This is a genomic window from Mycolicibacterium wolinskyi, assembly GCF_002101965.1.
Taxonomy (GTDB): domain Bacteria; phylum Actinomycetota; class Actinomycetes; order Mycobacteriales; family Mycobacteriaceae; genus Mycobacterium; species Mycobacterium wolinskyi.
This window is the reverse complement of record NZ_LQQA01000033.1, coordinates 488,190-512,783: the sequence shown is the minus strand read 5'-3', so window position 1 is coordinate 512,783 and position 24,594 is coordinate 488,190. Positions and strand designations below refer to the sequence as shown.

22 protein-coding genes are annotated in these 24,594 nt (G+C 66.8%); 10 read left to right on the top strand and 12 right to left on the bottom strand.

Translation table 11 applies throughout. The features are described 5' to 3' along the window. Positions 1–38 precede the first annotated feature (38 nt). Positions 39–1,148, top strand: a complete 1,110-nt coding sequence (locus AWC31_RS32620) for a catalase family protein (protein ID WP_085149331.1) — start codon at positions 39–41, stop codon at positions 1,146–1,148. A gap of 121 nt (positions 1,149–1,269) precedes the next feature. Then, on the top strand, positions 1,270–3,912 hold the full coding sequence (locus tag AWC31_RS32615) for a LuxR C-terminal-related transcriptional regulator (protein WP_085149328.1): 2,643 nt from the start codon (positions 1,270–1,272) through the stop codon (positions 3,910–3,912). A gap of 2 nt (positions 3,913–3,914) precedes the next feature. Here the strand turns inward: AWC31_RS32615 and AWC31_RS32610 are convergent, their stop codons facing one another. Beyond that, a complete protein-coding gene (locus AWC31_RS32610; protein ID WP_085149325.1) occupies positions 3,915–7,952 on the bottom strand; it encodes a bifunctional nitrate reductase/sulfite reductase flavoprotein subunit alpha in 4,038 nt (1,345 codons plus the stop codon). Positions 7,953–8,164: 212 nt separating this feature from the next. On the opposite strand from AWC31_RS32610, the gene AWC31_RS32605 reads away from it, so the two are divergent. The 4 genes from AWC31_RS32605 (at position 8,165) to AWC31_RS32590 (ending at position 11,996) form a co-directional block, all read left to right on the top strand. Beyond that, positions 8,165–8,521, top strand: coding sequence for a molybdopterin oxidoreductase (locus AWC31_RS32605; RefSeq protein WP_067858906.1), 357 nt, complete (start codon positions 8,165–8,167; stop codon positions 8,519–8,521). Beyond that, the gene (gene nirB, locus AWC31_RS32600) at positions 8,518–10,980 is read left to right on the top strand and encodes a nitrite reductase large subunit NirB (protein WP_085149322.1); all 2,463 of its coding nucleotides are present in this window, start codon (positions 8,518–8,520) and stop codon (positions 10,978–10,980) included. The genes AWC31_RS32605 and nirB overlap by 4 nt, the downstream gene beginning before the upstream one ends. Beyond that, positions 10,977–11,273 carry a Rieske (2Fe-2S) protein gene (locus AWC31_RS32595; protein ID WP_067858912.1) on the top strand — a complete coding sequence of 99 codons (297 nt, stop codon included), beginning with the start codon at positions 10,977–10,979 and terminating at the stop codon, positions 11,271–11,273. The genes nirB and AWC31_RS32595 overlap by 4 nt, the downstream gene beginning before the upstream one ends. A 66-nt stretch (positions 11,274–11,339) precedes the next feature. Then, on the top strand, positions 11,340–11,996 hold the full coding sequence (locus AWC31_RS32590; protein ID WP_374214049.1) for an NADPH-dependent F420 reductase: 657 nt from the start codon (positions 11,340–11,342) through the stop codon (positions 11,994–11,996). Between the two features lie 14 nt (positions 11,997–12,010). Here the strand turns inward: AWC31_RS32590 and AWC31_RS32585 are convergent, their stop codons facing one another. Genes AWC31_RS32585 through AWC31_RS32570 form a run of 4 tightly spaced genes read right to left on the bottom strand, consistent with a single transcriptional unit; the run spans position 12,011 to position 15,380 of the window. Next, positions 12,011–12,403, bottom strand: coding sequence for a universal stress protein (locus AWC31_RS32585; protein ID WP_085149316.1), 393 nt, complete (start codon positions 12,401–12,403; stop codon positions 12,011–12,013). Further along, positions 12,400–13,944, bottom strand: a complete 1,545-nt coding sequence (locus AWC31_RS32580) for a tripartite tricarboxylate transporter permease (RefSeq protein WP_067858921.1) — start codon at positions 13,942–13,944, stop codon at positions 12,400–12,402. Before AWC31_RS32580 ends, AWC31_RS32585 begins: the two co-directional genes overlap by 4 nt. After that, entirely contained in the window at positions 13,945–14,430 is a 486-nt protein-coding gene (locus AWC31_RS32575) for a tripartite tricarboxylate transporter TctB family protein (RefSeq protein WP_207626464.1), read from the bottom strand. Further along, positions 14,427–15,380 carry a Bug family tripartite tricarboxylate transporter substrate binding protein gene (locus AWC31_RS32570; protein ID WP_085149313.1) on the bottom strand — a complete coding sequence of 318 codons (954 nt, stop codon included), beginning with the start codon at positions 15,378–15,380 and terminating at the stop codon, positions 14,427–14,429. Before AWC31_RS32570 ends, AWC31_RS32575 begins: the two co-directional genes overlap by 4 nt. A 124-nt stretch (positions 15,381–15,504) precedes the next feature. Here AWC31_RS32570 and AWC31_RS32565 point away from each other — a divergent pair, with 124 nt between their 5' ends. Continuing rightward, positions 15,505–17,139 (top strand): sensor histidine kinase, encoded by a 1,635-nt coding sequence (locus AWC31_RS32565; RefSeq protein WP_085149310.1) that lies wholly within the window; start codon positions 15,505–15,507, stop codon positions 17,137–17,139. Beyond that, entirely contained in the window at positions 17,132–17,791 is a 660-nt protein-coding gene (locus AWC31_RS32560) for a response regulator (RefSeq protein ID WP_085149307.1), read from the top strand. The genes AWC31_RS32565 and AWC31_RS32560 overlap by 8 nt, the downstream gene beginning before the upstream one ends. On the opposite strand, the gene AWC31_RS32555 is transcribed toward AWC31_RS32560, so the two are convergent. Continuing rightward, positions 17,788–19,071, bottom strand: a complete 1,284-nt coding sequence (locus tag AWC31_RS32555; RefSeq protein WP_085149930.1) for an HNH endonuclease — start codon at positions 19,069–19,071, stop codon at positions 17,788–17,790. The two genes, AWC31_RS32560 and AWC31_RS32555, sit on opposite strands and share 4 nt — an antisense overlap. Positions 19,072–19,139: 68 nt before the next feature. Here AWC31_RS32555 and AWC31_RS32550 point away from each other — a divergent pair, with 68 nt between their 5' ends. Continuing rightward, positions 19,140–19,862, top strand: a complete 723-nt coding sequence (locus AWC31_RS32550) for a type 1 glutamine amidotransferase (RefSeq protein ID WP_085149305.1) — start codon at positions 19,140–19,142, stop codon at positions 19,860–19,862. 44 nt (positions 19,863–19,906) lie between these two features. Beyond that, on the top strand, positions 19,907–20,575 hold the full coding sequence (locus AWC31_RS32545) for a phosphoribosyltransferase (RefSeq protein WP_085149302.1): 669 nt from the start codon (positions 19,907–19,909) through the stop codon (positions 20,573–20,575). Here AWC31_RS32545 and AWC31_RS32540 read toward each other — a convergent pair. The 6 genes from AWC31_RS32540 to pgeF all read right to left on the bottom strand — a co-directional run bounded on the left by AWC31_RS32540 (position 20,572) and on the right by pgeF (position 24,576). Continuing rightward, positions 20,572–20,889: a tumor necrosis factor receptor family protein gene (locus AWC31_RS32540; protein ID WP_085149299.1), complete on the bottom strand. Its 318-nt coding sequence runs from the start codon at positions 20,887–20,889 to the stop codon at positions 20,572–20,574. The genes AWC31_RS32545 and AWC31_RS32540 overlap by 4 nt on opposite strands. 61 nt (positions 20,890–20,950) lie before the next feature. After that, entirely contained in the window at positions 20,951–21,760 is an 810-nt protein-coding gene (wag31, locus tag AWC31_RS32535; protein WP_067855520.1) for a DivIVA-like cell division protein Wag31, read from the bottom strand. 207 nt (positions 21,761–21,967) lie between these two features. After that, the gene (locus AWC31_RS32530) at positions 21,968–22,258 is read right to left on the bottom strand and encodes a YggT family protein (RefSeq protein WP_067855595.1); all 291 of its coding nucleotides are present in this window, start codon (positions 22,256–22,258) and stop codon (positions 21,968–21,970) included. Positions 22,259–22,406: 148 nt separating this feature from the next. Continuing rightward, positions 22,407–23,036, bottom strand: a complete 630-nt coding sequence (locus AWC31_RS32525) for a cell division protein SepF (RefSeq protein WP_085149295.1) — start codon at positions 23,034–23,036, stop codon at positions 22,407–22,409. Continuing rightward, positions 23,033–23,866: a YggS family pyridoxal phosphate-dependent enzyme gene (locus AWC31_RS32520; RefSeq protein ID WP_085149292.1), complete on the bottom strand. Its 834-nt coding sequence runs from the start codon at positions 23,864–23,866 to the stop codon at positions 23,033–23,035. The genes AWC31_RS32525 and AWC31_RS32520 overlap by 4 nt, the downstream gene beginning before the upstream one ends. Beyond that, the gene (pgeF, locus tag AWC31_RS32515; RefSeq protein WP_110775360.1) at positions 23,863–24,576 is read right to left on the bottom strand and encodes a peptidoglycan editing factor PgeF; all 714 of its coding nucleotides are present in this window, start codon (positions 24,574–24,576) and stop codon (positions 23,863–23,865) included. Before pgeF ends, AWC31_RS32520 begins: the two co-directional genes overlap by 4 nt. Positions 24,577–24,594: the final 18 nt, after the last annotated feature.

Sequence of the window (24,594 nt, the reverse complement as noted above, 5' to 3'; positions counted from 1 at the left end):
TTCCTCAACCGAATTCGACAAGGAAAGGCCTCCCGCGCATGACCGAAGCAATCGACAAGATCTGGACCACCCCGCCCATCCCCTACCGTCCCGAACTCGAAAATCCGCCGGCTGACGAAGAGCAACTGATCAACAAGATCATGGCGAAACTGCTCAAGAACAATCAGCGCGCCTACGAGAAGTACAAGCACGGCCTGCGCGATGCGCACGCCAAGAGCCACGCGATTCTGCGCGGCGAGCTCATCGTGAACGACGACCTCAGACCCGAGCTGGCCCAGGGCATCTTCGCCGAACCTCGCCGCTACCCGGTGATCGCCCGGATCTCCAGCACGTCGGGGGTGCTGCGCGGCGACAAGATGCGCGGTGTACGCGGTCTCGGCATCAAGGCGATCGGGGTGGACGGCGAACGCCTGCCGGAGGACGAACCGAGCACGACCCAGGACTTCGTCCTGGTGACCCACGAAGACTTCCTGTTCGCCGACGCCCGCGCCTACGCGGGTTTGGGCATGTTCACGGCAAGTCTGCTCGCGCGGCTTCCCGACACCGCCCTGTGGGCGGGCAGTGAACTCCTCAGCGGGCTCGACAAGCTGGGCCTGCACATACCGGCGAATCTGAAGGTGTTCATCGCGCCGAACCGGCCGATCCTGGGTGAGACGTTCTTCTCGTCGGCTCCCATCCGCTACGGCGACTACGTCGCGAAGTTCAGGTACGCACCGTCGTCGGAGAACGTGAAAGCCCTTGCCGGCGAACTCCTTCCGCGCAATCCGAGCCAAGATGCCCACCGCGATCTGATCATGGAGTTCTTCGAGAACAACACCGCCGAATACGAGTTCGGCGTGCAGCTGTGCATCGACGAGAAGACGATGCCGATCGAGGATGCCAGCGTCAATTGGGACCAGAAGAAGTCCCCGTATCTTCCGGTCGCGAAAATCGTTTTTCCGCCACAGAACCCGTACAGTCCGCTGCGGCGCGCCTACGGCGACGACGTGTTGTCGTTCAACTCGTGGCGCGGTCTGAAGGCACACCAGCCGCTGGGTTCGATCAACCGCCTGAAGAAGCTGGTCTATGAGTCGTCCAGCAATTTCCGCCACGACGTCAACCGGGTTCCCCGGCACGAGCCGTCCGACATCTCGGAGCTGCCCGACTGATGATGGCAAACTCAGAAAGATTTGCTGCATGCCCACGAAAATCCGTCAGAAACGGCGACTTCACGTCGCTGACACCATATTCGGCAGCGATGTCAGCCTACGACACTTAGACTCTGAATCCATGCCTGGTAAATGGCAGTTGCTGGACCGGCCCACGGAGTACGAGGCGATCCGCTCGGCGCTCAGCAGCGAAGACAGTTGCGGCGTCGTCCTCGTCGGTGCGGCCGGTGTCGGCAAGACGACCCTGGCCCGCACCGTCACATCGTCGTTGCGCAAGAAGGTCCACTGGGCCGCATGCACGGAGTCCTCGCGCAGCATCCCGCTCGGGGCCTTCGCGCACTGGGTGCGGCCGTCGGCTTCCCGCGATCCGATCGCACTCATCGGATCCGCACGGGAATCGCTTGTCGCCGACGGTGATCCCGTGGTGGGCATCGACGACGCCCACCTGCTGGACCAGTTGTCGGCGACGTTGCTGCACCAGATCGCGGTGGAGCGCGCGGGGCATGTGGTGGCGACCGTGCGCAGCGGTGAACCGGTGCCGGACGCCGTCACGTCGCTGTGGAAAGACGGCTACCTGCAACGGTTCGAGCTGCAGCCGTTCACGAAGCAGCAGAGCATCGCGCTGATCGAGACCGTGCTCGGCGGCACGCTCGAGGGGCTCAGCGCCGACGTGATGTGGGAATCCTCGGGCGGCAACCCGCTGTTTCTGCGCAACATGGTTGAGGGCGCGGTCGACGCCGGGGCCCTCGCCGAGGTCAACGGCGTGTGGCAGTTCCGCGGACCGGCCGTGATCCCGTCCGGGCTCGTCGAGCTGCTCGACGAGCGGCTGGCGCACGCCGGTGAGGATGTGCTGCACGCACTGAAGCTGCTGTCGCTGTGCGAACCGCTCGACATCGACGCGTTCTCCGAGCTCGCCGGCGAGGAGGCGGTCGACGCGGCCGAGATGCGCGGCCTGATCCGCATCGTCGCCGACGATTCGGACGGTCAGATCACCGCCCGGTTCAGCCATCCGTTGTTCGGCGAGGTGGTGCGCCGGCGGGTCGGGACCGCCTCGGCGCGCAAGCTGCGCGGCCGCATCGCCCAGATCCTGCGCGAACGCGACCTGACGTCGGCCGCCAGCCGTATCCGGTTGGCGCAGCTGTGTGTCCAGAGTGATCGGGGCGCCGAGATCGACTTGTTGATCACCGCGGCGAAAGACGCCGTGTTCCTGTCGAACCTGCCGCTCGGCGAGCAGCTGGCGCGCGCGGCGTTCGATCACGGCGGCGGCCTCGGTGCGGCGGCGCTGCTCTCCCGGGCACTGCTGTGGCAAGGCCACCCGGCACAGGCCGACAGCATCCTGGCCCGCTTCTCACCCGACCACATGGACGAGATGGAGCTCGTGCAGTGGGGGGTTCCGCGGTTGTCGATCCTGTTCTGGTCGATGGGTGACGTCGCACGCGCCAACCAGGTGCTGGAGCTGCTGAACTCGCGGGTGACCCATCCGATCCTCAAGTTGATCGTCGACGCCACCGGCGCCGGAATGGCCATCCACGAGAACAGGATCGCCGAGGGCCTGGAAACCGCCGAACGGGTGCTGGCCAATCCCGAGGCGCCGCGGCAGGCCGTGGATTTCGCCGCGTTCAGCGCCGGCCTCGCGATGCCGGTGGCGGGCCGCGGCAAGGACTTCCTGCCGATCGCGTCGCGGTGCCGGGCACAACGCAAGACCACCGACGGCATGATCCGGATCATGGTGTTCTACGGCGAGGTCCTTGCGCTCGCCTACACCGGCCAGCTCGAGCTGGCCGAGCGGCGGGCCGCCGAGTACGCCGAGTTCTCCTCGGCCGGGCAGTTCGCCGGCTGGGCCATCGCCAAGATCATGGCCGGCGCGGCCGCGACCCACAGCGGCAGGTTCCAGGACGCGATCTCGGCGATCGAGCAGGCGCTGGCGGCGCTCAACGCCGAGAATTCGCTGCCGTGGCAGCTGCCGGGCCGTCTCCTGCTGGCGCGGGCATACGCGGCGGTGGGCAACCCGGCCGATGCCGAGCGGGTGCTGGAGGACGCCAAAGAACACTCGGGCGCGTTCATGGCACTGCACGAGCCGCAGCGGATGCTGGCCAAGGCCTGCGTGGCGGCCGCCAAGGGCGGGCACCGTTCGGCGATCGACCTGTCGCGGGCGGCAGCCGATGCCGCGCGTTCGGCGGGCCAGTACGCGGTCGAAGCCGAAGCCCTGCACCACGCCGCCCGCTTCGGTGACCGCACGGTCGTGCGTCGGCTCCAGGGGCTCGTCGACCGCGTGGACGGCCCGCTGGCCGCCCTTTACGCGCGGCACGCGGCAGCAGTGGCGGCGGCCGACCCCAAGGAACTCGACGAGGTCTCGACGGCCTTCGAGGAGGCGGGCCTGTTGCTGTCGGCGGCCGACGCGGCCGCACAGGCGGTCCCCTTGCACGACAAAGCCGGTCAGCGCCGGCGCAGTACCGAGTCCGCTGCGCACGCACTGCAATTGGCGTCCAAGTGTGGCGGCGCGGCAACGCCGGCCATCCGCTCGGCGGCCCGCCCACTGCCGGTCACGTCACGTGAGCGTGAGGTGGCCGGTCTGGTGGCTCAGGGATTGTCGAATCGCGAGATCGCCGAGCGGTTGACGGTGTCGGTGCGCACCGTGGAGGGACACATCTACCGGGCCGGCATCAAACTCGGTGTGGCCGACCGTGACGACCTCGCCAAGATCGTGTGGAACGACTTGGGGAAGAACGGGCGCAGCAACGGCAACAAGAACGGCAACCCGTAGCGTCAGTACACGTCTCGGACGTAACGCTTCTCGGCCACGAGTTCGCGCTTGTAGTCGCGCGCGCGTTCCTCGGACATCCCGCCGTGCGTGCGGATGATCGTCGTGAGGGCGGCGTCGACGTCCTTGGCCATCCGGCCGGCGTCCCCGCACACGTAGAAATGCGCGCCGTCGTCGAGCCAGCGCCAGACGTCGGCGCCATAGTCGAGCATCTTGTGCTGGACGTACACCCGCTTGGCCTGATCGCGCGAGAACGCGAGATCCAGCCGGTTCAGAAAACCGTCGTGAACCATGTCCTCGAGATCGTCGCGATAGTAGAAGTTCTCGTTGCGATGCTGGTCACCGAAGAACAGCCAGTTACGGCCGGTGTGGCCCAACGCCCGGCGTTCCTGCAGGAATCCCCGGAACGGGGCGATCCCGGTGCCGGGGCCCACCATGATCATGGGTGTGGCGGCGTCCTCAGGCGGCCGGAAGTGCGGGGATCGCTGCAGGAACACCGGTGCGGCGGCGGCACGATCGGCGAGAAAGGTCGAGCACACGCCGCCCCGCACGCCGCCCTGCGCACCGGGGTAGCGCACGACCGACACGGTTAACTGCACCTCATGCGGGCTCACGAGCGGGCTCGACGATATCGAGTAATTACGCGGTGTCAGCCGCACCAGTACCTCTTGCCACTGCTCGGGCTCGGCGTGTACGCCGAACTCGGTCACGATGTCGAGGGCGTTGCGGTTGCGCAGCCACTTCTTCAGCCGTTCACCGGATCCGCGCAGTACCTTCGCCGATCGATCGGTGCACGAATCGGCGACGAACCGCAGCAGATTCGGTGTCACGCGGCAGATGTCGTAGGACGAGATGAGTGCGTCGCGCAGGGACTGCTCGGTGCCGTCGACCTCGACGACGGCGTCCCCGTCGAGCGCGGTCGCCGCGAGCCAGGCATCCACCACGGCCGGATCGTTGGTGGCATACACCCCCAACGAGTCGCCGGCAGCGTAGCTGACGTCGTAGTCCGAGATGTCGAATCCGAACTGCCGCACCTCTTTTGCCGAACCCGGCGCGGTGAGCACCGTGTTACGGCTGAGGGTCGCGAGAATCGGCTTGGCCCTGGTGAATTCGTCGGGTTCGGTTCGGATGACGGTGCTGCCGCCCACCGGTCTGCCGGGCGGCTCGGTGGGTTGACCGGTGAGCAGTTCGGTGACGGTGTCGGCCCACTGTTGCATGGGCCCGTCGTCGTAGACCTCGCATTCGGTGCGATCGAGTAGCTTGGTGGCGCCCAGATCGGCGAGCCGGCGATCCAGCGACTTGGCGTGACCGCAGAAGTTGTCATAGGCCCGGTCTCCGATACCGAGCACGGCATAACGCATTCCGTGCAGTTCGGGTGCGTCGGGCGCTTCGAGGCGACTCCAGAAGTCGGCACCGTTGTCCGGTGGCCCGCCGTCGCCGAATGTGCTGGTGACGACGAGTACGTCGCGTGCGGCGGCAAGCTCCCCCAGCGCCAGCTCATCCATGTTCACCAGCGTCGCCCCGTCGAGCCGGGTGGCGAGTTTCGCGGCGAACTCCTCGGCGTTGCCGGTCTGCGATGCCCACAGCACCAGCGGTCCCGTTGGCACCGATCGCTCCGCGACGCTGGTCCGGGAATAGCGGCCCGCGAGCACACCGTCCACCCACAACCGCACCTTGGGACTCACCGGCGCGGAGCCCGGGAGCACCGGAACACCGGCCGGGCTGTCCGGCAGTCCGGTGAAAAACCCGGCCAAATAGGTCTTCTCGGCCTCGCTGAGACCGGGTTTGAGGTCGGTCGTCACACCGAGTTCGGCAGCCACCGGGTGCGTGTAGCCGGCGCCGCCGACCGATCGTGCGGGGCGCAGGCTGACCGCGCAGACCTTGAACTCGGGCTGCAGCGAGTCGGCATCCACCGCGTCGTTGGTGACCGCATTGACCGTGAGGTACTCGCCGTGTTCGTCGTTCCAGTGAAACGGTGCAAAGCAATTGCCCGGCCGGACCCGGTCGGACAGCACCGCGGGCAGCACCGCACGGCCGCGGCGCGAGGCCACCTCGACCGGCTGGCCCGCGACTATCTCGAGCTCCAACGCATCGATCGGGTGGATCTCGATGAACGGCGCGGGATTGAGCTTGTTGAGCCCGGCGACCTTGCCGGTCTTGGTCATGGTGTGCCATTGGTGTTGCAGCCGGCCGGTGTTGAGCACCATCGGATAGTCGTCGTCGGGAAGCTCGGCGGCGTCCATGTGCGGCCGGGCGTGGAACACCGCCCGTCGTGACGGCGTCGGGAAGGCCAGCCGGGGCCGGTGCCCGGCCTCGTCGACGAACAGGTCCTGGCTGATCCCGTCGTTGAGGTAGCGGATGGGATGGCGGTCGGTGTCACCGCCTGGCGCGTCGGCCGGTGGGCACGGCCACTGCAGCGGTGTCCGGCGCAACCGCTCGTAACTGGCGCCGCGCAGGTCGTATCCCGTCTTCGGGTTGGCGAACCGGCGGATCTCGTCGAAGATCTCCTCGGCACAGGCGTAGTCGAAGTGTTCGGCGAAGCCGAGGTGCGCGGCGATCTCGCAGATCAGTTTCCAGTCCGGGCGGGCCTGCCCCACCGGCGGCAGCGACGGGCTCAACAGTGTGAGGTTGCGCTCGGAATTGACCATCACGCCCTCGGATTCGGCCCACAGCGCGGCCGGGAGCACGATGTCGGCGTAATGGTTGGTGGCAGTCGCGCGGTAGGCATCCTGGACGACGACGAGTTCGGCGGCTTCGAGCCCGTTGATGACGGTCTTGCGGTTAGCCACGCTCGCAACGGGATTGGTGCAGATGATCCAGCAGGCCTTGATATCGCCCGCGGCCATCTGCTCGAACATGCCCACGGTGCCCGGCCCCACCTCCGACCGGATCGTGCCCGGTTCGAGACCCCATTGCGCTTCGACGAACGCACGGTCGTCAGCTGAGAGAACAACGCGCTGCCCGGGCAAACCCGGGCCCATGTAACCCATCTCGCGTCCGCCCATGGCGTTGGGCTGGCCGGTGAGCGACATGGGACCGCTTCCCGGCCGGCAGATGGCTCCCGTGGCCAGGTGCAGATTGCAGATGGCGTTGGTGTTCCAGGTTCCGTGCGTGCTCTGGTTGAGCCCCATGGTCCAGCAGCTCATCCACTCTCCGGCTTCGGCGATCATCGCCGCGGCGGCGCGGATGTCGTCCTCGGGTATGCCGGTGATCTCGGCGACCCGGGCCGGCGGGTAGTCGGCGAGGAACTGCGGCATAACGTCCCAGCCGGTGGTGTGCTCGGCGATGAACTCAGCGTCGATGTCGCCGTTTTCGACCAGGACGTGCAGCAGACCGTTGAGCAGCGCGAGATCGGTGCCCGGCTTGATCTGCAGGAACAGGTCGGCCTTCTCGGCGGTCGCGGTGCGCCTGGGGTCGACGACGATCAGCTTGGCACCGGCCTTGAGCCGATCGGCCATCCGCAGGAACAGGATCGGGTGGCAATCGGCCATGTTCGATCCGATGACGAAAAACAGGTCGGTGCAGTCGAAGTCGCTGTAGGACCCCGGTGGGCCGTCCGCGCCAAGCGACTGCTTGAATCCGGTGCCCGCGCTGGCCATGCACAACCGCGAGTTGGACTCGATGTGCACGGTGCGCAGGAAACCCTTGGCGAGCTTGGTCGCCAGATACTGGGCCTCGATCGACATCTGGCCCGAGACGTACAGCGCAACGGCGTCCGGACCGTGTTCGTCGATGATCGCCCGCAGCCGCCGCGCCGCTTCCGCGACCGCGTCATCGACAGGTGTGGGCGTCAGTTCGTCGTCTCGGGTGGGCCGCAGCAGCGCCGACTTCAACCGGTCGTCGTCAGCCGCCATCATGTCGGCGTGGGTGGCCCCCTTGGTGCACAATCTGCCGAAGTTGGCCGGGTGCAGCTTGTCGCCGGCAACGCGGGCGATGACCGTACGGCCGTCCTCGACCCGGGTGCTCACCTCGATGCCGCAGCCGACACCGCAGTACGAACACGCCGTTCGCCGGGTTGCAGCCAAGGTCGCGCCGTCCGCCATGCCCCCATGGTGGGCGCCGGGTGTTCCGGGTTTTTTCCGGCAGCGTTATCGGCAGGAAAACTGATCCTCACCACCGGCCGACCCTCCTGGTGAGCATTGTTTTCCCAGCTCAGAGCACTGCGACTCCGGTCACAGTTCCGTCGCAGACCGACTCATCAGCGAATCGTCACCGAAACTGTGCGGAAACAAACTGCCCCTAACTTCACAGAAGCATGAGCGATGGCAGCAACCCACGATTCCTGCAAGGTGCCTTCGAATTCGAGGGCAACGGCCTCGACAAGCCCGCCCTGATCGACGAGTCGCTTCGGTACGTGGTTCCGCCGGGCGCCGTCACCCAGCCGGTGTACTTCCGCGGCGGGAATTCCACCGACGAGATGGTCACGGTGGTGCTGTACCGGGACGGCACACCGATGCGGTACTTCCCGATCGCGGCCAAGGGCGCCACCCATGTGGCGCTGCGGGTCGTCGAGGATCTGCTCGGGGACACCGTGCTGGAGTTGTTCATCGCCGCCCCGGCGGCCTGCACGGGCAGTGTGGTCGTCGACCTCGGATTGGTGGAGATCCCGTGAAGCGCCGGCTCGTCGTCGTGGGCAACGGCATGGCAGGGGTGCGCGCGATCGAGGAGATTCTCGCCCGGGGTGGCGGTGCGGCGTTTGACATCACGGTGTTCGGAGACGAGCCCTACGGCAACTACAACCGCATCCTGCTGTCCAATGTGCTTGCCGGAAGCGATGATTCACGCGATATCTACCTCAACCCGATGGACTGGTACGACGACAACGCCATCGACCTGCGCGCCGGGGTCCGGGTGGTGCGCATCGACACGTTCGCCCGGCTCGTGCATGCCGACGACGGGTCGGTGATCCGGTACGACGATCTGATCCTCGCGACCGGTAGCCGGTCGTCCTTCCCGCCGATGGCCGGGCTGTGGGCCGACGACAAGACACTCACCGACGGTGTATTCGGCTTCCGGACCCTCGACGACTGCATGGGCATGATCTCCGAAGCCGCCAACCGCACGAAGGCCGTCGTGATCGGTGGCGGCCTGCTCGGACTGGAAGCCGCCAGGGGCCTGCAGAACCGCGGGCTTGCGGTCGAAGTCGTGCATGCCGGCCCGACGCTGATGAACGCACAACTCGACGACTCCGCGGGCGCGATCCTGCGCCGGTCGGTCGAGCACATCGGGATCACGGTGCACACCGACAAACGCACCACCGAGGTCCGCGTCGACGAGTCCGGGCGACTGTCGGGCATCGCGTTTTCCGACGGCGGTTCGATCGACTGCGACATGTTGGTGATCGCCACGGGCATCCGGCCGAATGTCGGTCTGGCGCAGCGCGCCGGTCTCACGGTCGAGCGGGCGATCGTCGTCGACGACCACATGCGTTCGGTCGACGACGAGCACGTCTACGTGGTCGGCGAGTGCGCCCAGCATCGTGGGCAGGTGTACGGGTTGGTCGCGCCGCTGTGGGAGCAGGCCAGCGTGCTCGCCGATCACATCACCGGAGTCGATACCGCCGCGGCGTATCGAGGTTCGCGCACCGCGACCAAACTGAAGGTCGCGGGCGTCGACGTCGCCGCGATGGGGCTCAAGGCGCCCGAGCTTCCCGACGACGAGTTCGTGCAGTATTCCGAGCCGAAGCATGGCGTGTACAAGACGATCGTCATCCGCGACGGCAAGCTCGTGGGCGCCACCCTGGTCGGGGACGTGTCGAAGGTGTCCTTTCTGACCCAGGCCTTCGACAGCGGCCTGCCGCTCCCTGAGGAGCGGGTCTCGCTCATGTTCGACATCGGCACGCCCGACGTCTCCGTCGGGGTCGCCGAGCTCTCCGACGACGCGCAGGTGTGCAACTGCAACGGGGTTTCCAAGGGGACCCTGGTGAATTGCGTACAGGCCGGCGAGACGTCGCTCACCGGCGTGATGGCGAAAACCAAGGCGGGCAAGGGCTGTGGCTCGTGCAAGGAACTGGTCGGCCAGATCGTCGAGTGGGCAGCCGGTGGCGCTGTCACGGAAGACCCGTCGGCCTCGTGGTACGTGCCGGGTATCCCCTACGACAAGCCGACTCTGATGCGCCACATCCGGGACCTCGAACTTCATTCGGTGTCATCGGTTTTCGCCGCCCTGGCGCCCGACGGCAAGGAGGATGCGAACTCCAAGATGGCCCTGGCCTCACTGCTGGAGACGATATGGGCCGACGAGTTCGTCGACGAACGCGACGCCCGGTACATCAACGACCGCGTGCACGCCAACATTCAGCGCGACGGCACGTTCTCGGTCGTGCCCCAGATGAAGGGCGGCGTGACGAACGTCGCGCAGCTGCGCAAGATCGCCGATGTCGCCGAGAAATACGACGTACCGATGATCAAACTGACCGGGGGCCAACGCATCGATCTGCTCGGCGTGCGCAAGGAGGATCTCCCCGCGGTATGGGCCGATCTGGACATGCCGTCGGGCTACGCGTACGGCAAGAGCTTCCGCACCGTGAAAACCTGTGTGGGCAGCGATTTCTGCCGCTACGGCCTCGGCGATTCCACCGCACTGGGCATCGCCATCGAGGAGCGCTACCAGGGCCTCGCCAGCCCGGCCAAGATGAAGCTCGCGGTCACCGGTTGCCCGCGGAACTGCGCTGAGGCGCTGTGCAAAGACCTCGGCGTGGTCGCGGTGGGCGACGGCCGCTGGGAGATCTATGTGGGCGGGGCGGCCGGTGCGCACATCCGCAAGGGCGACCTGCTGGCCACGGTCGACGATCCCGACACCGTCATCACCCTCACCGGCCGGGTCCTGCAGTACTACCGCGAAAGCGCGAACTGGCTGGAGCGCACGTACAAGTGGGTGCCGCGGCTCGGGATCGAGCACATCCGGGCCGTGGTGTTCGACGAGGAACTCGCCGAAGGCTTGGACGCCCGCATGCAGAAATCCATTGATGCCTACCGAGATCCGTGGCTCGACGGCCGCGAGCCGGCGACGAATGGACAGTTTCGGACGGCGTTGCCGCTTCTGCCGCTCCCCCGGGTTCCGGTCCGATGAGCGACCTCGGGCCGGTCGAACAGATCCCCGTCGGCGAGGGACGCACCTTTGCCGTCGACGGCACGCAGATCGCGGTGTTCCGGTTGCGCGACGGATCACTGCGCGCGATCGACGCGGTGTGCCCGCACAAGGGCGGACCGCTGGCCGACGGGTTGGCCGACGACACCGTGGTGGTGTGCCCGCTGCACGGCGCGACTTTCGACATGTGCAGTGGAACCGAAGCCGCGGGCGAACTGGCGGTGCGCAGCTACCAGGTCACAGCCGTGGACGGGGCGATCCGGCTCACGCTCTGAACGGCACCGTCTGGGAATACCCAGCTGTCTGAGGCAGTTCGGTGACATACCACTCGTCTTGGTCAGCTGAAGGAGCACATCATGCGTTACGCCATCATCGGAGCGGGAAATATCGGTTCAGCCGTTGCGGGACATTTCAACCGCACCGGCACCGACGTCGCACTGGCCGCGTCACGCGGCATCGATGCGGTCCGCGGCACCGCCGAGGCCATCGGACCCCACGTCGTCCCGTCCGACGTCACGGACGCACTGCGAGCCGACATCGTCATTCTCGCCGTCCCGTTCGAGGCGGTACAAGACCTGGTCGGGTCGGTTCCAGACTGGCAGGGCCGCATCATCGTCGACGCCACGAACGCCATCGACTACCGCGACTTCTCACCCGCCGACCTCGGCGGCCAGGCGTCTTCTGACCTTGTTGCCGAGTGGGCCCAAGGCGGCCGAGTGGTGAAGGCCTTCGGCCACACCTGGGCGAGAGTGCTGGCGCGCGATCCCGGCGACGGGCATGGTGGCCGACGCGTGCTGTTCGTGTCAGGCAATCATCCGGAAGCGAATAGCGCAGTAGCCCAGTTGATCTCGGCTCTTGGATTTGAGGCGGTCGACCTCGGGCGCAACGACGGCGGCGGACTGCTACAGCAATTCGGTGGCCCCTTGACTACCAAGAGTTTCATCTCCCAGCCCATCAGCGGATCGAGCCCAGCCGAGATGGACCTTACGCAGCCGTGACGCCGGTGGCCGGCTCAGTATCCCTTCGGCTTGACGGCCAGCACGGGTTTGAGGCACTCCAGCAGCAGCCGCTGCGACACACTGCCGAGCAGCAGCTTGCCCACCGGGCTGCGATGCCTGATGCCGATCACCAGCAGATCGGCGTCGGGACTGTCCATCGCGTTCAGTAGCTCCTCGGCCGCGTCGACACCGACGGGCTGGCGGAGTTCGAAGCTTACGCCGCTCTCCCGCAGCTGCTCCTCGACGTCGTGGATCTCACCGGACCGCGCGAACCGGGCGTCGACGTAGGCGTCTCCCGAGGTCGCGTTGATCACCAGCAGACCGGTGTTGCGTAGCTTGGCTTCCTCGATGCCGTGCTCGATGGCGGCGCGGCCGAACGGGTCTGCGCTGTAACCGACGACAATCATTGCTGGGCCTGCGCTTTCTGCTGTTGATCCGCGTCGTCCTCGACGATCAGCAGGGTCTCCTCGCTGCGGTGCATCAACTTGAGCACCAACGGCATCAGCAGCAGGATCGCCATGAGCACGTAGGTCACGATCGCCACGGGTTCGGTGAACAGACTCGTCCAGTCACCACCGCCGAGTTGCAGGCTCTGGCGCAGTTGTCGTTCGATGCGTGGACCGAGGATGACACCGATGATGAGCGGCAGCACCGGCAATCCGAAGCGGCGCATCATCAATCCCAGCAGCCCGAAGACCAGCAGCAGCGCCAGGTCCAGCGCTTGCACGTTGACGGCGAGCGCGCCGAGCGTCGCGAAGAACAGGATGCCGGCATACAGGTACGGCCGTGGGGTGCGAAGCAGCTTGGCCCACAGCGGCGCCAGGGGCAGGTTGAGCACCAACAACAGGAAGTTGCCGATGAACAGGCTCGCGATCAGGGTCCAGATGAGCAGCGGCTCTTTCTCGAAAAGAGTTGGGCCCGGCTGGATTCCGTACGATACGAACGCGGTCAGCATCACCGCCGCGGTCGCGTTGGTGGGCAGGCCCAGCGACAGCATCGGCACGAGGGTGCCTGCGGCCGAAGCGTTGTTGGCCGCCTCCGGCCCGGCCACGCCCTCGATCGCGCCCTTGCCGAACTCCTCTTTGTGCTTCGACAGCCGCTTTTCGGTGATGTAGGACAGGAACGTCGGCAGCTCGGCGCCGCCGGCCGGCAGTGCACCGAACGGGAAGCCGTATGCGGTGCCCCGCAACCACGGCTTCCAGGACCGCGCGAAATCCTGGCGGCTCATCCACGGCCGGCCCACCGGAATGACGTCGGCGGGACGGCGCCGCAGATGGGCAGCCACCCACAGGGCTTCGCCGAGCGCGAAGATCGCGACCGCGATCACCACGATGTCGATGCCGTCCGACAACTGGGGCAGGCCGAACGTCGCGCGCGGCTGGCCGGTCAGGAAGTCGATGCCGACCACACCGATCGCCAGACCGAGGAACAGCGAGATCGCGCCGCGCAGCTTCGAAGCACCGAGCACCGCGGTCACCGCCACGAGCGCGAACAGCATGATCGCCAGGTACGACGGGGCGCCGAGCGTCACCGCGAAGCGCGAGATCGGCGGTGCGAACGCGGCCAGCAGGGCCGTGCCGATCGCGCCTGCCACGAACGATCCGATGGCGGCGGTCGCCAGAGCCTGCGCGGCCCGCCCGGCCTTGGCCATCTTGTTGCCCTCGATAGCCGTGATCACCGACGACGATTCGCCCGGGGTGTTCAGCAGGATCGAGGTCGTCGACCCGCCGTACATGCCGCCGTAGAAGATGCCGGCGAACATGATGAACGCCGCGCTGGGGCTGACGTTGTAGGTTACGGGCAGCAGCAGCGCCACCGTCATCGCCGGGCCGATGCCCGGCAGCACACCCACCGCGGTGCCCAGCAGCACGCCGATGACCGCGTACAGCAGGTTCATCGGAGTCGCCGCCTCGGCGAACCCCTGCAGAAGCCAGTCGAAGTTTTCCATTTACAGAATCCCGTCCAGAATGCCTGCGGGCAGCGGGATCCCGAGCCCGGAGTAGAACGCGTAGAAACTCGCGACCGACAGCACCGCGCCGATCGCGATGTTGCGGACGTAGTGACGGTTGCCGAGAATCGTTGCGGCCCCGGCGAACAGCAGCGTGCCGGTGATCGCCCAGCCGAGCGGCTCGACGAGCACGATCACCAACACGAACAGGCCGACGAGCAACCCGACCGTGCGCCAATCCCCCGGCGAATTGGGATCGACGTCCTCGCCGGCGTCGGCCTCACCGACCGAGCCGCGGGGAATCGCGACCGCCAAAACCACCGCAAGGGCGATGAGCACGATCCCGATGACGAGTGGGAACAGTTTCGGGCCGACCGGATCGACCTTCGCGAACCCCTCCGCGAGCGTCAGCGCGTCGAAGATCAGGAACCCGCCGACCACGACGAGGACGAGACAGACGAGATACTGCGCCTTGTCGACTTTCACAGCAACCCCAATTCCGTCAGCGTCGTCGAGACGCGGTTGTCCTGATCCCGCAGGAACTGCTCGAATTCCGGCCCGGTCGTGAACGCGTCGCTCCAGCCGTTCTTGACCAGCGCGTCCTTCCACTCCTGGGTGCCGTGCAGATCGGTCAGTGCCTGCACCATGGCCTGTTTGGCATCACCGGATATGCCTGGCGGAGCCAGGATCCCGCGCCAGTTGGTGAAGGTGAGGTCGATGCCGGCCTCCGTGAGCGTCGGCGCGTCGACGCCTTCCACCCGCTCCTTGCCGGAGACCGCGAGCACCCGCACCTGGCCGGCCTCGATCTGGTCGACGAACTCACCGAGTCCCGTCGTACCTGCCGCGATCTTCTTGCCCAGCAGCGCGGTCAGGAGATCGCCGCCGCCGTCATAGGTGATGTAGTTGACGGTGCGCGGGTCGATTCCGACCGCGCGTGCGGTTTCCATCGGGAACAGGTGATCGGGCCCGCCCGGTGAGGACCCACCGCCGATGGTGACCTTGGCCGGATCGGCCTTCCACGCCTCCACCAGATCGCCGATCGTGCGGAACGGTGAGTCACCCGGTACGAGGATGCCTTCCTGCTCCTCGACCATCTTGGCCAGCGCGGTCGCGTCGGAGGCCCGCGCCGACGATCCGTTCGTGTACACCGCGCCCACCACGCCGAGCCCCATCATCATCATGAGGTCGTCGTTGCCCTTTTCGTTCATGAGCCGCGCCATCGCGACCGTCCCGCCGGCGCCGATGACGTTGAAGACCTCGATGCGCCCGGTGATGTCGGTGTCTTCCATGATCTTGACCGCGGTGCGGGCGGTGAGGTCGTAGCCGCCGCCCGGACTGTTCGGCACCATCATGCGCAGCCGGTGCAAACCGCGGGACTCATCGCCGCGAGTGACCCCGCAAGCCGTCGCCAACATGGTCGCGACCAACGCGACCATCAGCGCGGCGCACAATCGTCGAAACGTCACAGCAGTCCCCAATCACTCATATGTGATGCTCAGCAATACTGAACCCAAAGAGTGACTCAGGTCACCGATTCGAACGCAAAGGAAGTATTGGTCATTGAGTTCACCGCAGCCGAGACTGTGGGGCCTGCCGAGAGACCGGACCTTGGCGGGCAGATTCCTGGTGTTCCAGCTTCTCGTGGTCGCGGTCGTGCTCGTCGCGGTGGCCGCGGTCTCGGTGACCCAATCCACCCGCGAGTTCCGCGATGTCCGCGGACAGCGCATGATCGCCGTCGCCGAGAACGTCGCGTCGACCCCGATCGTGCGCGATCGCTACGGCGATCCGTTCGCCGCCCAGATTCTGGCGCCCGAGGTGGACCGGGCGGTCGCGCTGTCCGGGGCCGATCTCGCCGAGATCACCGATCCACAGGGCACCGTACGGACGTCTTCTGATCCCAGCCGGGTCGGGCAGCGCGTCGATCTGGGTCAGAGCCGGGCCGACGAGGGGCGGGCATGGTTCGGCGACACCGATATCGAAGGCGTGCACAGTCTGGTCGGCCAGGTGCCGATTCTGTCGGCCACCGGGCAGCTTATGGCGATCGTCTCGGTGAGCGAACGTTATCCGTCGGTGTGGGAGTTGATCAGCGGCGCCGGCGAGCGGCTGCTGATCTATCTGGGAATCGGCGCCGCGCTCGGCCTGCTGACATCATGGCTGTTGTCCCGGCGGATCAAGCGTCACACGCGTGGACTGGACATCGCCGAGATCGCGAGCCTCGCCGATCACCGGGAAGCGTTGTTGCACAGCATTCGTGAGGGTGTGGTGGCGGTCAACACCGACGGCGTCATCACGGTGCTCAACGACAGTGCATCCGATCTGCTGGGGATCAGCGCCGACACGGTGGGGCGCCGCGTCGACGAAGTGGGCCTCGAACCCGCGGTTGTCGATTTCCTGCTTGCCGCCGACGACGACCGCGCCGACGAACACGACGTCATCATCGCAACGCGGACCCGCGTGTTGGCGCTCAACCGGCGCGCGGCCAGCAGCCAGGGGCAACGCATCGGTACGGTGACCACCATGCGCGACAGCACCGAACTCGCTGCCCTGCAGGCCCAATTGTCTTCCCACCGCAGCGTCACGGACACGTTGCGGGCGCAGACCCACGAGTTCGCCAATCAGCTCCACACCATCTCAGGATTGGTCCAACTCGAGGAGTACGACGCGGTGCGGGATCTGGTCGGCACGCTCACGCGTCGCCGCGCCGAAATCAACGAAGCTGTCACCCAACATATTTCGGACCCGGCGGTGGCCGCCTTGCTGATCGCGAAAACGTCACTGGCCGCCGAGAGCGGCGTGGCGCTGAGCCTGGCCGACGACAGCCACCTCGGCGCGCTCGATCCCGCGCTCGCCACCGACGTGATCACGTTGCTCGGCAATCTGATCGACAATGCCGTCGATGTGTCGGTGGGCTCGACACCCGCGCAGGTGTGCGTACGAATCGACGACGCGGCAGGCTTGCTGCTCGCCGTATCGGATTCCGGACCCGGTGTGCCAGAACATCTTCGGGAGATGATCTTCGCCCGGGGCGTGACCTCCAAGCCCGACGTGCCCGGTGGGCGTGGCATCGGGCTGGCCCTGGTGCGCCTCGTCACCGCGCAGCACGGCGGCACGGTGGAGGTCACCGACGGACCCGACGGCGGGGCGTCGTTCGTCGTCCGGTTGCCCGAGGACACCAAGCGGGCCGTGCATGCGTGACGTACTCGTCGTCGACGACGACTTCATGGTCGCCGAGATTCATCGCCGATTCGTCGAACGCGTCGACGGTTTCCGTGCCGTCGGCGTGGCACGCAACGGCGGTGAGGCGTTGACCGCCGCCACCGAACTGCGACCCGATCTGATCCTGCTCGACGTGTATCTACCCGACATGACCGGGCTGGAGGTCTTGCAGCGACTGCGCGCCGAAGGCAACCTCGTCGGCGTCATCATGATCACCGCCGCGCGTGAACTCGACACCGTACGAGGCGCACTCGACGGTGGAGCCGCCGACTATCTGATCAAGCCGTTCGAGTTCGACCAGCTGCGCGCCAAACTTGCCGCATTCGCGGCCCGCGCTGACGCGCTGGCCGCCGAAGGTGGTGCGAGCCAATCGATGATCGACGCACTGTTCGGCGGAAGCTCAAGCGCGACAGCGCCTTTGCCGAAAGGACTCGGCGCAGAGACCGGCCGGCTCGTCATGGATGCGGTGCGCGCCGCGGGCGAGGTCTCTGCGGCCGAGTGCGCCGAGCTCGTCGGGATTTCGCGGGTGAGCGCACGCCGCTATCTCGAGCACTACCTGAGCACCGGGGCGCTGGAACTGCGCCTGCAGTACGGCACCGGCCGGCCCGAGCGACGTTACCGGGTGACTTAGGCGGCGTCGAAGGTGACCAGGTCGATGGTGATCTGGTCTTCGATGATGCTTACCGTCGTTCTGATGGGCGGTCCGGGTAGTGGTGGGGCGGTGGAGTGGTAGACCGCGCCGGTGGGTGTGCGGTATTGGGCGGTGTGGGTGCCGTGGGTGTCGGTGGTGGTGACCGACCAGCCGGGTGCTTCTTTGGCGTAGTTGCAGGCTTCGCACAGGCCGAGGCCGTTGAGTGCGCTTGTGGGGCCGTCGTGATGGGTGGGGACGGCGTGGTCGTGGTGGCGGATCGGCGCGTCGCAGTACGGGGTGCGACAGGTCTGGTCGCGCAGTTCGAGCAGCCTGGCCAGGCCTTTGGGGAAGATCCGGGCCCGCGACTCCATGGCGAGCAGCTGCCCGCGGGCGGGGTGGCGGTACAGGCGCCGCAGTGTCGCTTTCACCTCGGCGTCGGCGACGGCATCGCCGGTCAGGGTGCGGGCGAAACCCGCGGGCACCGGCCCGTAGTCACCCAGCCAGGCGGCTGCGTCGTCGTCGCCGGCCAACGTGGTGTCGGCCATCACGAGGTTCAGCGCGACCGGTACCGGTTGGGGGGCGGGCCGGCCGGTGACGCGTTCATAGACGGTGTCGGCCATGATCTGGCCGCGGCTGCGGTCGTCGTAGGTGGTGTCGGCGGCGTGTTTGCAGGCGGCATAGACCGCGACGGCTCGGGCGACGGGCAACAACACCGTCACATACGCCATGGTGTCGGGGGCGGGGCGGATCCACACGCCGCGGTCTTGGGCGGCCTTGGCCGACCGTTCGACGACCGCCGCGGCGTCCAGGCGCACCGCGATCTTGCGGGCCTCGGCCTTGACTCGATTGTTGCCCCAGCCCTGCAGGCGGGCGGTGTCGGCGCACAGTTCGCCATCCAACCGGCGCCGGTCCTCCACGTCCAGGCAGGCCGATTCCCGCACGATCAGGGTGGCCCGCCATTCCGAGAGCATCCCCGCTTCCAGGGCGGCCAGGGTGTGGGGCATTTCGCCCACGAGTGCTTTGGCCAGCCCGAGATACTGGTCGCCTTTCTTGGGTGCCTCGCGCCGCGCCAACGCGACCTCGGCAGCCAGGCCCCGTCCGCGTTTGGCGGCCGGCACCCCGTCGGCGGCTTCGCGGGCACGGCGCTTGGCATCCCACAACGCCGTCGCGCGGGCCTGGGCGGCCGCCAGTGCGGGTTTCAACAGTTCGTACTTCTCGACCAGGGCGCGCAGCTCGTGCTCCGACGCCCCCGGATCGATATCGAACAAACTTTCGAACACATAGACGACACTACCCACACCCACCGACAACTGACGTTCGGCTACGTCCGGTCCTGAATAATGCTGACGTGACCCCGCGAGTGCTGTTCATCCGCAACGAACATATGGCGACCGAGGCCCTACTCGGCGAGGCGTTCGCCGAATCTGGTTTCGACATCGACACATTCGATGTGGTCCCGGCCGAGCGGGTGGACTCCCCCGCCGGCGACGTGACGTTCCCCGATCCCGCCGGATACGACGTCATCGTGCCACTCGGGGCACGTTGGCCGGTGTACGACGACGCGCTACGCGAAACGTGGGTCGGAGCCGAGATGGAAATGGTGCGCCGAGCCGCCGATGCCGGAGTCGGCGTGCTCGGTATCTGCTTCGGCGGCCAGCTGCTCGCGCAGGCGTTCGGCGGATCGGTCAGCCGGTCCGACTCACCGGAGATCGGTTGGTATGACGTCGCGACCGACGACGCGGACCTCGTGCCCGGCGGTCCGTGGTTCCAGTGGCATTTCGACCGATGGACATTGCCGCCGGGAGCCACCGAGATCGCCAGGACCGCCCAGGCCTCGCAGGCATTCGTGCTGGGCCGGTCACTCGCGCTGCAATTCCATCCCGAACTCGATTCGGCGCTCCTGGAAGGGTGGCTGGGCGACGACCGTGACGGCGAGGTTGTCGGAACCGGCCGCAGCCATGACGAATTGCGTTTGCGGACAAAGGAACTCGCCGACGACGCGGCGGTCCGGGTGCGCGCGCTGGTCCGTGGCTTCCTCGACAGGGTGGTACGGGCAGAACCTGCGACGTAGGCTGGAACGGTCGGTGGGAGTTTCCGACCGCATCACAGACCGTTATGAGCGCATGGAGTGTCCGACGGGACGTGGCACGCACGTTCCAGGACCGCCGCGAGGCCGGTCAGGTCCTCGCGCAGCGCCTGGTGTCCTATCGGGGTGATCCCGATGTACTGGTCCTCGGCCTGGCGCGGGGCGGGGTCCCGATCGCGTGGGAAGTCGCGTCGTTTCTCGACGCGCCACTGGACGTCTTCCTGGTCCGCAAGCTCGGCGTACCGCAATGGCAGGAACTCGCCATGGGCGCGCTGGCATCGGGCGGCGGCGTGGTGATCAATGACAGTCTGGTCCGCCGGCTCGGTATCAGCGACGACCAGGTGACCGAAGCAATCCGCCGCGAGACCGTCGAATTGGAACGGCGCGAACGCGCATACCGCGGCGATCGTCCCGCGCCCGACCTGACCGACCGAACGGTGATTCTCGTCGACGACGGCATCGCGACCGGTTCGAGCATGCTTGCCGCGGTCCGGGCCGTGCGCGCCGCCCGGCGCGTGGTGGTTGCGGTCCCGGTGGGGCCTGCGACGGTCTGCAGTCAGCTCAACAGCGAGGCCGACGAGGTGGTGTGTGCGAGCACGCCGATGGATTTCGAATCGGTAGGTCAGGCGTTCGCCGACTTTCACCAGGTCAGCGACGACGAAGTGCGTCGCCTGCTGGCCGCGCCGACCACCGGCTAGTTCTTGCGCTCCTCGGTGGGCTCGTCCACCGCGACATCGTCGGAGCGGGGCTCCGGCTCGGCTTCCGTCGGTTCGTCGGGGTAGTCCACCGGCTCGTCGGTGTCCGTCGCGACCGCGTCCTCGGTTTCCTCGTCGGATTCGGCCGCGGCCTTGGTGCCCCGCGAGCGCTCCCGCAGCGCGTCGACGATGAGGAGCACGACGCCGAGCACGCTGGCGCCGATGCAGACCCAGGCGATCAATTCATTACTGGTGACCACGGCGGTCACGAGCGCGGCCAAGCCGATGACGGCAAGCACGAGCGCAATGATCAGCATTGTTCAACCCTAGGTCTGTGGCCCGATGGCCGGGCCGGTTCAGGTCAGCCTACGAGAGCGGTTAGTTGTTGCCTCGGTTGAACTGACCGAACCCGCTCGCGTCGTTATTGGCGCTCGAATCGACCGGCGCGGCCGAGCCACGCTGACCGAGCTCCTCAAGCTGCGATTCCAGGTAGGTCTTGAGTCGGGTGCGGTACTCGCGCTCGAACGTCCGCAGCTGCTCCAACCGGCCTTCCAGCACGGTGCGCTGCTGATTGATCGTTCCCATGATCTCGGAGTGCTTGCGCTCGGCGTCGGCCTGAAGGGCGTCGGCCTTCTCCTGCGCCTGCCGCAGCTGCGTCTCCGACCGGGTCTGGGCGTCGGCCAGCATCGCATCGGCGCGCTGACGTGCCTCGGACACCGTGGTCTCGGCGGTCTTGCGGGCATCGCTGACCATGGCATCGGCCTGGGCGCGTGCATCGGCGAGGAGCTTGTCGGACTCGGCCTTCGCGGTGCTCGTGAGGCGGTCCGCGGTGTCCTGCGCGAGGCTCAGCACGCGGGCCGCGCGAACCGCGGTGTCCTCGCTCGGCGCGGCGGCCGGCTGCGGCGGGGCCTCGTACACCGGTTGCGGAGCCGGGGCAGGCTCTGGCTCGGGCTCGTACAACGGGATCGACTGAGTCGCCTGGGCGCCACCGCCCGCGCGCGCAGACGAGAGCTCGGAGTCGAGCTCAGCGACGCGCTGCCGGAGATCGGCATTCTCTTCGATCAGCCGGGTCAGCTCGTTCTCAACCAGATCGAGAAAGGCGTCGACCTCGTCCTCGTTGTAGCCCCGCTTGCCAATCGGCGGCTTGCTGAACGCGACGTTGTGGACGTCCGCTGGTGTGAGCGGCATTGTCTGCCCCCTTGAAGTCTTGGACCGTCAACCGATCTCAAAGTGTAGAGCCTTGTTTGAACGCAACTGGCGTCCATCCTGTCACACCAGACCCGGCGGTTGCAGTGGAGGTCAATTTTTAAGAGTGAATTTCAATCTTCTTACGCCTTTTTGGACCGTCCGGCAAACGCCTCACGAGGCCGTCGACCGGCCGGCGCGCGGCCGGGTTCAGACCGCCGCGCCGAAGGCGAGCTGCATCCCGATGAACGCCACCAGAAGCAGCACCATGATCGACAGATCGAACCGGACCGCGCCTATCGTGAGCTGCGGAATGAGCCGTCGAAGCAGCTTCACCGGCGGATCGGTGACGGTCATGATGAGCTCGAGCACCACGACCGTGAAGCCCTTCGGGTGCCAGTCCCTGCTGAACGATCGGATGAACTCGACGACCACCCGCGCGATGAGCAGCAGCCAGAAGATGAACAGCGCGAAACCAAGGATCTGAAAGAACAGCGACAACTGAGCCGACCTCACTACAGACAGATGTGTGACATTGGATACAGGTCGCTGTGGGTTGACTGCCGCAGACGCGACGCGACCAACCGGTTATGCGACGCCGCCAGCCTACCCGGCCGTGGTGACCACAACCGGTCGGCGCAGCGACGGACTACTGGTAGGAGTAGAAGCCGGCTTCGGCGATACGGCGGCGCTCCTCGGCGCTGACGTCGACATCGGCCGGTGACAGCAGGAAGACCTTGGTGGCGACCTTGTCGAACGAGCCACGCAGGGCGAAGGCCAGACCAGCCGCGAAGTCGACGAGACGCTTGGCGTCGGCGTTGTCCATCGACACCAGATCCATGATCACCGGGGTGCCGTCGCGGAACCGCTCGCCGATGGTGCGGGCCTCGCTGTAATCCTTGGGACGCAGCGTCGTGATCTTCGAAAGCGGGCTACCGGCCTCGAACAGCTCGGCCATGCGGCGCGGATCCATCGCGAGCGCGCCGCGGGTGGAACCCCGCATCGCACCCAGTCGCGGCGCGGGGCGGTCGAATTCACGCGGACCGCGCATCCGGGGCTCGAACCGGGCCTCGTCGGGATAACCGCCCCGGTAGGCCGGCCCCTCGTCGTACTCGCGGGCCTCGTAGCCGTAGGCGTCTTCTTCGAAACGCTCTTCGCGAGGCCGGCGGGGGTAGCCGCCGCGGGCGACGCCGCGATCGTCGTCCTCGTAGTACTCGTCGTCGTAATCCTCCATCGGTGCCATACCGAAGTAGGCCTTGACCTTATGCAGTGTGCTCATCGCGGCGACCCTTCTGCTGACCGTGGAAGTTCTGATGTCTGTGATGAAGATGTGACTGGAGTGACTACTGGGGGTGACGTTAGCGGCCGCCGACCCATTAACGCGGTACCGACACGCACACACGTCGATCCGTGTTTGACGGCGACTTCGAGGTCGCCGGACATGCCGGCCGACAGCTCCAGCCGCTGCCGGTAGTCGCGCTGAACCCGCTCCCGTTCCGCCGCGAGCCGCGCGAACGCCTCCTCCGGATCGGCGTCCAACGGCGGGATTCCCATCAACCCGACGAACTGCAATCCGTCCGCCGCATGCGCGGCCGCGCACAGTTCGTCGACGAGTTCGGGATCGTTCACGTCCACGCCGCCCCGTTCGGTGTCACCGTCGAGGCTGATCTGTAGGTAGATGCGCAGCGGCTGGGTGCGGACGCCGTCGGCAAGCGCCTCCCCCGCGGCCCGGTCCAGCGCGGTGATGAGGCGCGCGCTGTCGACCGAGTGCGCGGCATATGCCCACGCGGCGACCGCGCGCGCCTTGTTCCGCTGGATGCGGCCCACCATGTGCCAGCGAATTGGCGTTTCGGGCAATTCGGCACGCACCGTCTTTATTTTATTCGCGGCTTCCTGTTCGCGGGATTCACCAAAAGCGAGGCAACCTAATTGGTTGAGAATAAGAATGTCGGTTGCCGGAAAGAATTTCGTCACCGGAAGTAATTCGATTTCACTGACGCGCCGACCCGCCGATTCCGCCGCACGCGCCAGGCGGGCCCGTGCGGCACCGAGCGCGGCAGTCAGTTCGGCCGTCCGGTCGGCATCACGCTGACGCTGCGCGGTACTCATCGAGAACTCGATTCCAGCCACACCAGACAGGCCAGGCGGCCGGTCGGAGCGTCTCGGCGGTGGCTGAACAGATTGGGGTCGTCAACTGTGCACCGCGGATCGACATCGATCGCCTTGACACCCAAAGCCGTTAATTGCCGGGCGATTCCAGCCCGCAGGTCCAAACCGGGCGTACCCCGCGATGTCGTGGTGCGGCTGCCGGGAAGCGCGGCCTCGACCTCGGCGGCCATATCCTCGGGAACTTCGTAATTGCGTCCGCTCACCGCGGGGCCGAGCAGCACCGAGATGTCTTGGACATGCGCACCCGCGGCCAGCATCGCCTCGAGGGTGCGGGCCACGATGCCTTTCTGTGCGCCGACCCGGCCGGCGTGGGCGGCCGCGACCACACCCGCGCGCGCATCGGCCATTAATACCGGGACACAATCGGCGGTTACCACCGCCAAAGCCAAACCGGGAGTGGCGGTCACCAATGCGTCGGTTTTATCGACCGCGGCGGCCTGCGGACCGTCGACCGTGACCACCCGGTCGCTGTGCACCTGATTCATCCACACGACGCCGTCTGCGCCGATGGCCGAAGCCAACCGCTTACGGTTGGCGGCCACCGCGGCCGGATCGTCACCGACGTGGTCGCCGAGATTGAACGAATCGAAGGGCGGCGCTGACACGCCGCCGGCGCGGGTGGTGGTCACGCGCCGTACACGAAGACTCACGATTCCAGTATCCGGACC

Coding starts and splice junctions, on each gene's coding strand:
- AWC31_RS32525 (WP_085149295.1), bottom strand. CDS start 23,036: ATGAGCACACTGCATAAGGTCAAGGCCTACTTCGGTATGGCACCGATG.
- AWC31_RS32545 (WP_085149302.1), top strand. CDS start 19,907: ATGAGCGCATGGAGTGTCCGACGGGACGTGGCACGCACGTTCCAGGAC.
- AWC31_RS32620 (WP_085149331.1), top strand. CDS start 39: ATGACCGAAGCAATCGACAAGATCTGGACCACCCCGCCCATCCCCTAC.
- AWC31_RS32540 (WP_085149299.1), bottom strand. CDS start 20,889: ATGCTGATCATTGCGCTCGTGCTTGCCGTCATCGGCTTGGCCGCGCTC.
- AWC31_RS32520 (WP_085149292.1), bottom strand. CDS start 23,866: ATGAGTACCGCGCAGCGTCAGCGTGATGCCGACCGGACGGCCGAACTG.
- AWC31_RS32570 (WP_085149313.1), bottom strand. CDS start 15,380: ATGGTCGCGTTGGTCGCGACCATGTTGGCGACGGCTTGCGGGGTCACT.
- wag31 (WP_067855520.1), bottom strand. CDS start 21,760: ATGCCGCTCACACCAGCGGACGTCCACAACGTCGCGTTCAGCAAGCCG.
- AWC31_RS32585 (WP_085149316.1), bottom strand. CDS start 12,403: ATGATTGTCGTCGGTTACAGCGCAGACCCGTTCGGCCGCGCCGCCATC.
- AWC31_RS32560 (WP_085149307.1), top strand. CDS start 17,132: ATGCGTGACGTACTCGTCGTCGACGACGACTTCATGGTCGCCGAGATT.
- AWC31_RS32610 (WP_085149325.1), bottom strand. CDS start 7,952: ATGGCGGACGGCGCGACCTTGGCTGCAACCCGGCGAACGGCGTGTTCG.
- AWC31_RS32580 (WP_067858921.1), bottom strand. CDS start 13,944: ATGGAAAACTTCGACTGGCTTCTGCAGGGGTTCGCCGAGGCGGCGACT.
- AWC31_RS32595 (WP_067858912.1), top strand. CDS start 10,977: ATGAGCGACCTCGGGCCGGTCGAACAGATCCCCGTCGGCGAGGGACGC.
- AWC31_RS32615 (WP_085149328.1), top strand. CDS start 1,270: ATGCCTGGTAAATGGCAGTTGCTGGACCGGCCCACGGAGTACGAGGCG.
- AWC31_RS32605 (WP_067858906.1), top strand. CDS start 8,165: ATGAGCGATGGCAGCAACCCACGATTCCTGCAAGGTGCCTTCGAATTC.